This window comes from Bacillus cereus group sp. BfR-BA-01331 (assembly GCF_022663915.1).
In the GTDB taxonomy this organism is placed as follows: domain Bacteria; phylum Bacillota; class Bacilli; order Bacillales; family Bacillaceae_G; genus Bacillus_A; species Bacillus_A mycoides.
The window spans coordinates 144,911-158,329 of sequence record NZ_JAKUGJ010000006.1 but is presented as its reverse complement, the minus strand read 5'-3'; the positions used below and the strand labels follow the sequence as shown (position 1 = coordinate 158,329).

Sequence of the window (13,419 nt, the reverse complement as noted above, 5' to 3'; positions counted from 1 at the left end):
TTTTGTGCTTACAAAATGGATAGAACATATCCACCGAAGGCCCCGAGTATAACGATAACCCAAGGTGGTGTTTTCCAAAAAGCGAGTAAGCAAAATAGAAGAGAAGCAAAAACGAAATCTACAGAATTCATAATTGTACTCGTCCAAATTGGATCATAAAAAGCTGCAAGTAAAATGCCGACAACGGCTGCGTTTACTCCAAGTAGTGCACCTTGTATGTAAGATACTCTCCTTACACTGTCCCAAAATGGTAAAACGCCAACAACGAGCAGGAAGGCAGGAAGAAAGATAGCGATCGTTGCAACAACTGCTCCGGCGGTTCCATTTAGCACTGCTCCTATATAAGAAGCGAATGTAAATAGTGGCCCTGGCACTGCTTGTGTTAATCCGTATCCAGCAAGAAATTGTTCTTTTGTCATCATCCCGTTTTGTACAAACTCACTTTCAAGAAGAGGAAGTACGACGTGCCCTCCGCCAAATACAAGTGCACCAGAGCGATAGAAGCTGTCAAATAAAGAGATGAAATAAGAGTATGGTCGTAACATCGGTAACAGTATTAATAGTCCGAAGAATAAGACGAGACAAGATATGGCTACCATTTTTGAAATAGGTACGTTTATTTTATGAGCTTGGCTAACTGGCCGGTCACGATATAAAAACCAACCGATGAAACCAGCTACTATAATGAGAATTACTTGTGTCCAGCTACTTGGCCATAATAGGGCGATTGCGGCAGTTGCAATTGCGATTGTTGCACGGTTTCGGTCTGGTGTTAACTTTTGAGCCATTCCCCATATTGCATGAGCGACAATTGCGACCGCTACAAGTTTCAGTCCGTGAATCCAGCCAGTACTTCCAAGCTCGAATTGGTTAAGAAATGAAGCGAAGAAAACTAAAACGAGCACAGATGGGAGAGTGAATCCGATCCATGAAATAATGGCTCCTAATAATCCGCCGCGCAATAAGCCAACTCCCATACCGACTTGGCTGCTAGCAGGGCCAGGAAGGAATTGACATAGTGCTACTAAGTCTCCGTAACTTCGTTCATCCATCCATTTTCTTTTTTGCACGTATTCATGATGAAAATAACCAAGATGGGCGACGGGACCACCAAATGAAGTAAGTCCTAATTTAAATGATACGAGAAAAATCTCTATTAATGATTGGAAAGAGTAGTTATTATTTTTCAAAATTTCCTCCTAGACTGTTTTTCTAAGTGCATTATACAAGAGGGAGTAAAGCAAAAGAAACGATTTTAATGTAAAGATTGTGTGAATCTTTTCTTCGTAATTAAAATTTGAAAAAGTCATAAATGATTATGTCTAAACCATAAAGTAGTAGAAGTAGTGCTGGGAAATTTATATGAGGAGAATGCCCGTATGACAACACATTTCTTTGCTAGGTTAACAGGGAAGAGGGAAGTACCTCCTGTAAATACAGAAGCTTACGGTGTAACAGAGCTCATTTTTAGTGAAGATTTAAAGAAGTTGCAATATCGGGTCATATTAAAAAATATAAAGAAAATCACGTCATGCCAAATTCATTTAGGAAAAGCGAATCAAATTGGTCCAGTTATTTTAAGTTTGTTTGGTCCGTTAGAGCAAGGAATTAGTGTGAATGAAGGAGTCGTTACTGGTGTAGCTAGAGTAGAGGATTTTGAAGGGCCTTTACAGGGGAGAGCATTTGACAGCTTGTTTCAAGAGATAATGCAAGCAAATGTATATGTAAATGTTAATACGAAATCTAATAAAAAGGGAGAAATAAGGGGGAGAATAAGGGAAGTAAAGAAGTAAGCGAAAAGGCTGTCCAAAAAACATTTTGGAACAGCCTTTTCTGCTATAAGGTGCAAATTTTAGCGATTATTGTCAGTAAATCGATATATTTTGAAAATCGCTGATATAATCCGGGTTACGCCGATATATTTAAAAAATCGCTGATATAATTCGCGTTACGGTCGATATATTTAAAAAATTGCCTAGTTTAATTTTTTACAGGCTGATTTTTAATGAAGAAGTCCATTATATAAAATACTTCGTCATCTGGGATTTGTATCTCAAATGTATTTTCAATAGGTTGCAATGCTTTTTTCACTTTCATATACATCCAGTACTCATCTTGTCTTCGTTTCTCTTTATCAGGATGAGGGAGGAGACTTTCGCCTTTTTGAAGACGGTCAACCATGCAGCTCATATGCAAAATCACACCCATTAAACTGTCGGGAGTTAGCTGTAAAGAAATCAATTCTTGAATTGTATTTAATGCATAACGAATTGTTTTAATAAGTAATGCTCCATCGTTACGCTGCATTTGTTGTTCAAGAATATCAGCCATTTTTGCATAGGTTTCTTCATACGTAATCAATTCTTGAATTGGTTGAATAGCTGTGTAGTTCACAATATCTTGGAAATGATATGTTAAGCAAGGTATTTGCATATCGAAATTCGTGACGATACAAATGATATTACGCTCTTTTTTTATGTTCTCGATCATTTTCGTTAAATCTTTTTCATGAACGATGCTAATCGGAATAATTTCAATTAAGTCTTTATCAAAGCGTAAATAGTTCTCTAACATTTTTTGAATTGCTAAAGCACTTCCTTCACCGGTTAAACAAGCTGTTAAAATCACGGATTTCATTGGCGATAGTGGCTTTTTCTTTTCTTCCTGTACGTTTAAATAGAACGGCGTTAAGTTCTTCACTGTTTCGTATAGTGCATCTAATGAATAGCCAAGCTGAGCTTTTCGAGCTGCTTCTAGTGCGTGTGGTGTACTCGTCATGGAAAGAACACGTACAGGGATTTTGAATTCAGTTTCTAATATATCACCAATATAAGCGAGAGACCCCATATCAACAAGTAAGAGAAGCCCGTTTACATTTTGAAGTGTTTTCATATACACTTTAACACGCTCTAAGAAGTCTTTTGGTGATTCATGCAAGGGCATATCGATACCAGTTACTTCATCAATACCGAGAAGTTCGTTTGCAACGTTTGCCATTTCTGTTGCGATACCATTACCGTGTGCTAATATTAATACTTTTACTTCTGTTTGTGAGGCAGGAATTGGATCAACAACGAAGAACATTGTTAAAAAGCCAGCTTCATCAATAGGTATTGTTATTTGTAATTCTTCTTCTAATAGCTGAATACATTGCATAGCTACGGAAAAAGCTTCTTTATATTTCGTGCGAATTTGATTTAATTGTGGGTGGTGAATTTGTTTCCCGCCCTGTAAACGTTGTAGAGTTGTCTGTACATGTAAACTTAAAGCGAGAAATACTTTTTCATCGAAAGTTTTAGATAAATATTTTTCAGCTAGTTCCGCAATTTTTTCACATACGGAAACGATATTACGATCCACAATTTTAAAAACATTTTCATGACTTGTTTTTTTAGATATTTGGTTAAAGTATTGGACGAAAAAGCTTTGAATATCATTTTCTATTAGTAATTCTAATTCTTCCTCTTCAATGCCGCGTGCTTGAAGTTCTTCATATTTATAATCAATATAATCGTAAATAGAAGAGCGACTTCCTTCGGGTTTTATTGTATGTTTACTCCAACCTTCATCACCTGTAAATACAAATGTTTCATTTGGTATTTGATATAGATGACGGCTCTTTCTTTCAATAAATAATCCTTCTTTCATATACCAAGGTAAATCTGTACTTGAAACACAGACAGAATCACGTTTTTTTGTTACGAAATCAGAATAAGCTTTTGCACAGGCAATTTGTACGTCCGTTTTCAATTGGCCGATGTTATTTGGACAATTGTAAAAGACGAAAGCACGCATTGTATTTGGACTAACATGAATCTCTTTCCTTAGACGAATTGCTTCATTTGTGAAAAATAGCTGTAGTAAAGCAAACCGTTCTTTATGTGTTCGCTCACGAAGTGGTGGAAGCGTAACGGTCATCGGAATACGTCTTGTAAATGTTTTTAATAAAAATGAATTCGGTTCTTCGGTTGTTGCAGTAATAATCAACACTCGTGCCTTACGTTCATTTTCCGTTTCTCCAAGGCGGCGGTATACTCCGCGATCAATAAATGTGAAGAGCATCTCTTGTCCTTCTGGAGGAAGGCGATGTACTTCATCTAAGAAGAGGATTCCTTCATGTGCTTTTTCAATTAACCCTTTTTGATCACTGGCACCTGTGTAAGCTCCTTTTTTTATCCCAAATAACTGTCCAAGTAGTAGTTGTGGATTGTTTGCATAATCAGCACAGTTAAAGACGATAAAAGGTGCATCTTTTGGAAGTTGTTCCACTTCAATTGCGTATTCGTGCATTAAAGAAGCGAACATCGATTTTCCGACACCTGTTTCTCCAAGTAATAAAGTATGCATACCGTTTGGAGGATAGAGAATAGAAGCTTTTGCTTTTTCAATTGCAATTTTTAGGCTTGTATTTTCAATAGCAAATGTATCTAATGAAGTGCCCTTTGTTGAATGCGTTTCCAATGAAGAGTTCGTTTCTATATAAAAACGGACAGGGCGTGTACTCGTTTTTAATAAACGATTATCTTTCACAAGCTTGTTTAAATCGCTACTAACATTTGCACGGTCTAACTGTAGAAGTGTAGCGATTTCTGATGCTGTTATACCTTCTGTATAATTCCCTTTTTGTATTGCGTTAAAAATGAGATCTATTCGTTTCATTTCTATTCACCTCGAAACTTCATCACTATTTAAAATTTTACACAAAAATGAGAAGTGTGGGAAGAGAAAAATAAAGTGAAACTTTAATCAGTGGGGTTTTTGTTCATTCCCACTGATTATTAGCCTTCACCAATTGCCCGTTAACGCGGGGTAAAACAGCTTTAGTACATAGGCACTAAAGCTGTTACAATCTTGTGTCTTTCCAAAAATTCACTTCGAGATGTGAAGATGGATTGTAGGGAAGTAGTTTATATCCTTGTGAGTGTAAATAATCAATTACTTTTGGGAGTATTTGCACTGTGACACTAGAATCATGCATTAAAATAACCTCTACTTGTTCATCGCTTTGATTTCGTACTCTTTCTAGTATTGCGGAAGGATTATCATAGCTTTTCCAGTCATATGTATCAATTGTCCAATCCCACATTTTATACTGGGCCGATACGAGTGCGTCACGGTAATTCTTTTTTAAGTAAGGCATGCTACCGTATGGGACCCGAACGAGATGTGTATTTAAATGTGTAACTTGCTGGACAATGCTTTGGGTTTGCTCCATTTCTGCAATTAAAACAGATGGATCGCCAGTATAAAGACGTTTTACATCATGCGACATACTATGGAGACCGATATAATGTCCATCTTTAATCAATCGCTCCATCGTTTTTTTATAATGTGGCACCTTTCCGCCAATAACGAAGAAAGTTGCTTTTCCATTCTTCTCTTTTAAAATATTTAAAATTTGTGGTGTGTATTTATTTGGTCCGTCATCAAATGTTAAGTACGCAATTTTTGTTGTAGGAGAGGTAGTTTGAGTACTTTGGTAATCTTTTACTTGAATGTCTGTAGTTGCTTTTGTATTCGATGATGCGTACATAGTAATAGTTAAAAATAAAATTATACATTGAAGTAATCGCTTGATCATAACATTCACCCTCAGTTTGACAATCAAGATGTAAAAATGAAAATTTGATACTTTTTTCGTTATACGTATATCTTTCTCCAATAGAGGCACTCTCAAACAATCTATATTTTGGAAATGGGGAATAAGGATTAAAAAATAAAAAATAGCATCCTCTTATGAAAAGAGGATGCTATTTGAATATTTCATAAGAGTAAAGGCTATACTACAATTAGTCTTCGCGTTTTTTCACTTTTTTATAGAAGGAAATAATTGGTTTGTAACGTTCGTGTACAAGACCGATTACTTCAGCAATGATTTCTGTAAAGAAGATTAAAATGAAAAGAAGAATAATGGATAACCATAATGTTGCACTACTGAAAATGATTGCATTTACACTAAAGAAAATACCCAATGCGTAAATAATTAGTACCGTTTTACGATGAGAGAATCCCATTGCAAGCAAACGGTGATGTAAATGCGATTTATCAGGTGCTGAAATAGGTTTTTTATTTACGATACGGCGAATAATTGCAAACGTCGTATCAAATATAGGTACACCTAAAATAATGATTGGAACGATAAAACTGAATAACGTTACGCTTTTGTATAATCCAAGTAACGATATAACAGAAATACAGTATCCTAAAAATAGTGCTCCTGTATCTCCCATGAAAATTTTTGCTGGATGGAAGTTGTAGAATAAAAATCCAATTGTACTTGCTAATGTAATCAGTGCTAGAGGTAATATAATAGCTGCTCCAGTACCCCATGGGCTAGTGAAGGCCATATATGCTAGCGTTGCAAGTACGATAGATGAAATCCCTGCGGATAATCCATCTAATCCATCAATTAAGTTGATGGCATTTGTAATACCTACAATCCAAAATACAGTAATTGGATAAGCAAGCCATCCGAGTTCAGTATCTCCAAGAATTGGAATATATAATACTTGCACTAATAATCCGCTTTTTACAATCATGATGGCAACTAATAGTTGTCCACCGAATTTTACCCTCGCAGATAGTTCGTACATATCATCTAAAATCCCGATGATAACAATGATGATAGCACCTAAAGTTATCGATAACATTCTTTGTTCGTATAATCCACCGACAACAAATCCTACGGCTACACCGATGAAAATTGCTAACCCGCCAAGACGAGGCATAATTTTTTGGTGTACTTTACGCGCATTTGGCTTGTCTGTTGCTCCTATTTTGAAAGCTAATTTAATAACTAAAGGAGTAACGACGAGTACAGTGATGAAAGATGCCAAAATGGCATAAATCACTTGTGAGTCCATTAATACCCCACCCTTTATAGTTTAACGTAATTTTTTCAATCGTATTTATCTGAAAATTATGATGTTTGTTTACAGGCTCATAACATATGGTATCACAAAAAGATTAGAATTCAATCTTTTTTTCTTTTGACTGTAAAGGGGAGTGAATAGAATATATGACAATTGGATATGGAATGTTGTGTCCTTTGAGAAGGTTGATTTCATATTGTGGCTTGTAATATGACATTGTACTCTCCTCTCATATAGCGATGACTTTTGTTTCAGTATTATAAGTGTTGCACGTAAAATGAGTAAGTTCCGTGTTAAATTGTGGGAATTTACATTTTGTATATATTGCATCATTCAACTTTACAAAATCTTAAAAAATAATAAAAAAACGATTCATATAATAAAGAAGTGAAAGAGTTTTCTCATTCTTAGTGTGAGAGGGGGAAGCACAGGGGGAGTTCTATGTATTCGTATATTTTCTTATGTATATTCCTGTGCGAAAAGAAAATGAAAATTACGATAATAGGTACCGGATATGTTGGATTGATTACAGGAGTAGGATTGGCGAGATTGGGACATTCAGTCACATGTTTCGATATAAATAGTGGGAAAATTGAACGGATTAAACAAGGCGAGTTACCTATTTATGAATGTGGATTAAATGAATTAATAAATGAAGCATACGAGAATAATCATTTAACTTTTACAGCAAGTAAATCAGCGGCATTTAATGATGTAGAGTTTATATTTATTGCAGTTGGAACGCCATCTTTATTAGATGGAACAGCAGATTTAACGTATATTCGTAGCGCTTGTGATGATATTGGAACATATGTGAATAACGATATTATTGTTGTTACGAAAAGTACGGTTCCTGTAGGGACAAATGATGTAATGAGAGAATGGATTGAGGATAAACTACAAGGTAGACATGAATTATATATTGTATCGAATCCAGAGTTTTTAAGAGAAGGTTCTGGTATTTATGATTTTTTTCAGGGTGATCGTATCGTAATTGGAGCATGTAGTGAAGAAGCTGCAAGGAAAGTAGAGAATTTGTACAGTAAATTAAGCTTACAAACGTATATTACAGATATTCGAAGTGCTGAGATGATTAAATATGCATCTAATGCTTTTTTAGCTACGAAGATTAGTTTTATTAATGAAATTTCTAATATATGTGAGCAAGTGGGTGCAGATATAGTAGATGTAGCTACAGGGATGGGGATGGATAAGAGAATTGGTGCATCTTTTTTAAATGCAGGCATCGGATATGGAGGATCTTGTTTTCCAAAAGATACGAAAGCACTTGTGCAAATTGCAGGGAATGTTTCTCATGATTTTCGCTTGTTGAAAGCAGTCATTGAAGTGAATAATAAACAACAGCTGTTGTTAGTTGAAAAAGCGAAGAAAATTATAGATATGAAGAAGAAGCGAATTGCGGTTCTTGGTGCAGCATTCAAACCGAATACTGACGATATTAGGGAAGCGCCATCTCTCATTATAATAGAGGAATTAATTAATATAGGTGCGGATGTGGTTTTATATGACCCGCAAGCTATTCAAAATGTAAGAAGTTTATTTGGAAATACGATACGATACGCTGAGTGTATAGATGAATCGATTAGAGAGGCGCATGCAGTTTTTATCGTAACAGAATGGGAATCAATTCGAAATTATCCGCTAGAAAAGTATGCACAGCTTATGAGGGAACCTATTCTATTTGATGGGAGAAATTGTTATACTAATGAGGATGCCGAGAAGCATGGATTAGATTATTACTCAGTTGGGCGAAAAGACGTCTGTAATAGTAATGTTTCTCAGGCGCGTTAAAAACTGTATTTTCACATGCATATTTTTATATGCGATAATAGAAGTTTTAACTAGTGAAAGAAAAGAGGCAATGAAATGACTGAACGTTTAAAAGTAATGACAATTTTCGGGACACGACCAGAAGCAATTAAAATGGCACCTCTTGTATTAGAGTTGCAAAAGCATCCAGAAAAGATTGAATCAATTGTGACTGTAACAGCACAACACCGTCAAATGTTAGATCAAGTATTAAATATCTTTGGAATTACGCCAGATTTCGATTTGAATATCATGAAAGATCGTCAAACGTTAATCGATATTACAACACGTGGTTTAGAAGGTTTAGATAAAGTAATGAAAGAAGCGAAGCCTGATATCGTACTTGTGCATGGTGATACAACGACGACATTTATTGCAAGCTTAGCTGCTTTCTATAATCAAATTCCAGTAGGACATGTTGAAGCAGGACTTCGTACATGGGATAAGTATTCTCCATATCCAGAAGAGATGAATCGCCAACTAACAGGTGTAATGGCGGATCTTCATTTCTCACCTACAACAAAATCAGCAACGAACTTACAAAAAGAAAATAAAGATGAGTCACGCATTTTCGTAACAGGAAATACAGCGATCGATGCACTGAAGACAACTGTAAAAGAAACTTATAGCCATTCGGTGTTAGAGAAACTTGGAAATGATCGTCTTGTACTTATGACAGCACACCGTCGTGAAAATTTAGGAGAACCAATGCGCAATATGTTCCGTGCAATTAAGCGTCTTGTTGATAAGCACGAAGATGTACAAGTTGTATACCCTGTTCATATGAATCCTGTTGTTCGCGAAATAGCGAATGATATTTTAGGCGAGCATAGCCGTATTCATTTAATTGAGCCGTTAGATGTAATTGATTTCCATAACGTTGCAGCTCGTTCATACTTAATGTTAACTGATTCTGGTGGTGTACAAGAGGAAGCACCATCACTAGGTGTGCCAGTCCTTGTCCTTCGTGATACGACGGAACGCCCAGAAGGTATCGAAGCAGGTACGTTGAAATTAGCAGGAACAGATGAAGAGACAATCTTTGGTCTTGCTGATGAGTTGTTATCTGATAAAGAAGCTCATGATAAGATGACGAAAGCATCTAACCCTTACGGTGATGGCCGTGCGTCTGAGCGTATTGTAGAAGCGATTTTACAACACTTTAAAAAGTAAAGTGAAACTTTAATCAATGGGGTGTTTATCCCACTGATTATTAGCTCGCACCAATCGTGGGAAATGAAAAAAGAGCCAAATCGTATTTGATTTGGCTCTTTTTTATTATTGCTGATTTCTCATAATCCACTCTGCATGAGCATTTGTAGAAGGGGGAGGAGGTGGTGGTGTTTTGTTCTCACTCGGCTCCTTCTTTGCTTTTGCGCTGGATTTAGAATTTGAATCGGAATTTGTATTCTCATTTTTCGTAGTCTCTGTTGGGACTTTTGCTTTTTCTCCTATTTCCTTTTCAATTTCGTTACGTACAGACTCTACACTGTTTGGATCTGGAAGGAAGTAATAAATACCGCCAATTTTTCTGTCTTCTCCTTCAATTTTTAACGTTTGTATTGTAGAAGGGTCGAATCCAGAGATTTTATTGTAAAGAGCAAGCCCGTCTGAAATAGGAATATCGGTTTTTATATATTTTCCAACTACTTTTGTTAAATCTTTAATTTTAAATACGGTAGAAGCAGAGTTTAGCTTTTGGGCAACAGCAGCCAGTACTTGTCTTTGTCTAGCAGCTCTACCATAATCACCGTTAGGATCTTGCTTTCGCATACGGACGTATGCGAGTGCTTCTTCACCATTTAAGTTTTGCTGACCTTGTTTAAATTGGATTTTTTTATAGTAATCCACGTCAGAGCGTTCCCAGAAATCGAAGGGGACATCAACGGTAATACCGTCAACAGCATCAACGATACCTTTAAATCCTTGGAAATCAATTTTAATATAATGATCAACAGGAACTTTTAAAAATTCTTCGACGGTGTCAATTGTCATTTGTACTCCACCGTAAGCATGAGCGGCGTTAATTTTGTCCTCTTTATTTTTGCCAACAATCTTAACACGAGAATCGCGCGGGATACTCATAAGTGAAACCTTTTTTGAGTTTGGATTAACTGTCGCCAACATAAGTGAATCCGTTCGCCCATTTTGGCCATCAGTTGCATAATCTTCAATACCCATAATGAGTATAGTGAAAGGTTTTTTTGTGATCTCCACATCTGCTGCTCGTAATTTAGATTTTTCACGGCTAAATCCACTGTACATCCCCATGAGAGAAGTGTAGGAATTTAACACATAAAGTCCTACGCTACCAAATAAAAATGCGAAAATAAGAAAGAAGAAAAACTTTCTTCTACGTTTCTTTTTTATTCTGCTATTTTGGAGATGATTATAACGTTCTTCCATATATAATCTCCTTAGTTCATTTGTAGGGAATTAATTCACTACATTAATCTTTAAAGGCGAGACGTTAGCTATTCTTAGATAACACCTTGTTCTAAGTACAACATATCTCCTTCTTTAATTGTACACTTCCCGTTTGTTAATTCAATCATCCAATCTGTGAATGGTTGTCTTTTGTCCTCTTCTACATACGCATCAAATGTGACATTTTCTAGATAATGTATATCTTTAATGGCATATTCTGAATTGCGTAATTCATTTTCAACTTTGCCAAGTAAAGTGTAATCAATTTCTGTTTGCATAACGCGCATTAGTTTTCGTTCAACAACGCCTACATGGTTAAGACCTTCACTTGTACATTTTCCATATGCGCGAATTAATCCGCCAGCACCAAGTTTAATGCCGCCAAAATAGCGCGTAACGACGACGACAGTATCTTTTAGACCTCGTTTTTTTAATACCTCTAACATAGGCACACCAGCTGTGCCGCTCGGTTCACCGTCATCGTTCGCTTTTTGAATTTGATCTTGTTCGCCGATTAAATATGCGGAACAATTATGTGTTGCATTCCAATGCTGTTTTTTTATTTTTTGTATAAATGTTTGAGCTTCCTCTTCCGTTGTGGCGCGATTCACATAGCAAATGAATCTTGATTTTTGAATCACAATTTCGTGCTCTCCATAGCCTTTTATTGTTAAATATTGTAATAACAATGGTATACGCCCCTATCTTTCAAAATAACTAGTACTTTACATTTTAAAAGCGAGTGTTTTTATATTCAAACATTTTTTACAAATATGTTGAAATTTTTGGTGAGTATTTTATCTTTTTGTTGTAATTTGTCGAGCGAGTGATTGTAGTTTCTAGCCGGCATTTTTATGTATGGATGCACCTTTTCTAGTTTTCGTGTAAAATTAGGGGATAAAAATTTTTTATAAGGCAGGTACGAAAATGAAAACAGCTATTGTTACCGATAGTACAGCATATATACCGAAGCATATTCGTGACGAACTCAATATATATATGATTCCATTAAACGTTGTGTTTGGAACGGAGTCTTATCAAGAAGAGGCTGAAGTTTCAGCAAATGATTTTTATATAAAAGTACGTGAACAAGAGGAACTTCCGAAAACTTCGCAACCAGCAATTGGAAAGTTTTTAGAGTTATATGAAGAGTTATCTAAAGAATATGATGCAGTTATTAGCATTCACCTTTCCAGTGGAATTAGTGGTACATATCAAACAGCAACGGCAGCTGGACAGATGGTAGATGGTATTGATGTATATACGTACGACTCTGAAATTAGTTGTGAAGTACAAGGGTTTTACGTGCGTGAAGGGGCAAAATTAGTAAGTGAAGGGAAAGCCCCAGAAGAGATTATCGCTCGCTTTGATGAAATGAAGCAAACGATGGATGCTTATTTTGTAGTGGATGATTTACATCATTTACAACGTGGTGGAAGATTAAATAGTGCACAAGCTTTTATTGGTAGTTTGTTACAAGTAAAACCAGTATTATACTTTAGAGATAAAGTAATTATTCCATTCGAAAAAATTCGTACGCGTAAAAAAGCGTTAAAGCGTATCGTTGAAATCTTTGATGAGCAGGCAAATAAAGGTGTGCCTATGGAAGCTGTCATTATTCATGCGAATCGTGAAGAGGAAGCTAATGAATGGAAACAAGAATTAGAAGAGATATACCCTCATGTTACAATTCGTACGAGTTATTTCGGAGCTGTAATTGGGACGCATTTAGGTGAAGGTGCGCTTGGTTTAGGTTGGTATACGAAGTGATAAAGATATAAAAGCTCTCTTACTTGAAGAGGGTTTTTTTACGGGTATTTTACGGGTATTTGACAAGTTAATATTTGGAAATGGTAAAATGTATGTAAAATTAAATAATGAGGAAAGTTTTATTACTTACTTTTTACAAGAAACTATATTATAATAGAAGAGAGGTGAAACATATGGAGCATAATTCTTGTTTATGTCCAAAGTTTGAGTCAGCTTTTACAATGCTTAGTAAGAAATGGACTGGCTTAATTATTAAATCTTTGCTCGAAGAGCCGAAACGTTTCAGAGAAATCGCAGATATTATACCGAATATGAGCGATCGTATGTTGTCAGAACGTTTAAAGGAATTAGAAGGCGAAGGTATTGTAGTTCGTAATGTTTATCCAGAAGTACCAGTTAGAATCGAGTACGGTGTAACTGATAAAGGGAAAGCGTTGGAAAGTGTTATGGATGAGGTCCAAAATTGGGCTGAAAAATGGATGAAGTAACGTTTCTATTTCATTCATATTGTAGTATTTTC

Annotated in this window: 11 protein-coding genes; 5 read left to right on the top strand and 6 right to left on the bottom strand. The window is 35.9% G+C overall.

Annotated features, from left to right (window positions below; all coding sequences use genetic code 11):
- Window positions 1-8: 8 nt before the first annotated feature.
- Window positions 9-1,190 (bottom strand): chromate transporter, encoded by a 1,182-nt coding sequence (locus MR155_RS13565; RefSeq protein WP_242310165.1) that lies wholly within the window; start codon window positions 1,188-1,190, stop codon window positions 9-11.
- Between the two features lie 189 nt (window positions 1,191-1,379).
- On the opposite strand from MR155_RS13565, the gene exsM reads away from it, so the two are divergent.
- A complete protein-coding gene (gene exsM / locus MR155_RS13560; protein ID WP_002166452.1) occupies window positions 1,380-1,793 on the top strand; it encodes an exosporium regulatory protein ExsM in 414 nt (137 codons plus the stop codon).
- Window positions 1,794-1,980: 187 nt separating this feature from the next.
- Here exsM and MR155_RS13555 read toward each other — a convergent pair whose 3' ends face one another.
- The 3 genes from MR155_RS13555 to MR155_RS13545 all read right to left on the bottom strand — a co-directional run bounded on the left by MR155_RS13555 (window position 1,981) and on the right by MR155_RS13545 (window position 6,863).
- Window positions 1,981-4,659, bottom strand: coding sequence for a sigma-54-dependent transcriptional regulator (locus MR155_RS13555; protein WP_107887205.1), 2,679 nt, complete (start codon window positions 4,657-4,659; stop codon window positions 1,981-1,983).
- A 184-nt stretch (window positions 4,660-4,843) separates the two neighbouring features.
- Entirely contained in the window at window positions 4,844-5,581 is a 738-nt protein-coding gene (locus tag MR155_RS13550) for a polysaccharide deacetylase family protein (protein ID WP_107887206.1), read from the bottom strand.
- Window positions 5,582-5,789: 208 nt separating this feature from the next.
- Window positions 5,790-6,863 (bottom strand): glycosyltransferase family 4 protein, encoded by a 1,074-nt coding sequence (locus MR155_RS13545; RefSeq protein ID WP_002068377.1) that lies wholly within the window; start codon window positions 6,861-6,863, stop codon window positions 5,790-5,792.
- 450 nt (window positions 6,864-7,313) lie between these two features.
- Here MR155_RS13545 and MR155_RS13540 point away from each other — a divergent pair, with 450 nt between their 5' ends.
- Together MR155_RS13540 and wecB are read left to right on the top strand one after the other, a co-directional pair.
- Window positions 7,314-8,684 (top strand): UDP-glucose dehydrogenase family protein, encoded by a 1,371-nt coding sequence (locus MR155_RS13540; RefSeq protein ID WP_242310163.1) that lies wholly within the window; start codon window positions 7,314-7,316, stop codon window positions 8,682-8,684.
- A 75-nt stretch (window positions 8,685-8,759) separates the two neighbouring features.
- On the top strand, window positions 8,760-9,875 hold the full coding sequence (gene wecB, locus MR155_RS13535) for a non-hydrolyzing UDP-N-acetylglucosamine 2-epimerase (RefSeq protein WP_002034751.1): 1,116 nt from the start codon (window positions 8,760-8,762) through the stop codon (window positions 9,873-9,875).
- Window positions 9,876-9,980: 105 nt separating this feature from the next.
- On the opposite strand, the gene MR155_RS13530 is transcribed toward wecB, so the two are convergent.
- On the bottom strand, window positions 9,981-11,108 hold the full coding sequence (locus MR155_RS13530; protein ID WP_219300918.1) for an LCP family protein: 1,128 nt from the start codon (window positions 11,106-11,108) through the stop codon (window positions 9,981-9,983).
- 74 nt (window positions 11,109-11,182) lie between these two features.
- On the bottom strand, window positions 11,183-11,818 hold the full coding sequence (locus MR155_RS13525) for a YigZ family protein (RefSeq protein ID WP_088033387.1): 636 nt from the start codon (window positions 11,816-11,818) through the stop codon (window positions 11,183-11,185).
- Between the two features lie 238 nt (window positions 11,819-12,056).
- Here MR155_RS13525 and MR155_RS13520 point away from each other — a divergent pair, with 238 nt between their 5' ends.
- Together MR155_RS13520 and MR155_RS13515 are read left to right on the top strand one after the other, a co-directional pair.
- Complete coding sequence (locus MR155_RS13520) at window positions 12,057-12,899, top strand: DegV family protein (RefSeq protein WP_002016143.1); 843 nt, start codon at window positions 12,057-12,059, stop codon at window positions 12,897-12,899.
- A gap of 173 nt (window positions 12,900-13,072) precedes the next feature.
- Window positions 13,073-13,387, top strand: a complete 315-nt coding sequence (locus MR155_RS13515; RefSeq protein WP_002089608.1) for a winged helix-turn-helix transcriptional regulator — start codon at window positions 13,073-13,075, stop codon at window positions 13,385-13,387.
- The last annotated feature ends 32 nt before the right edge of the window (window positions 13,388-13,419 follow it).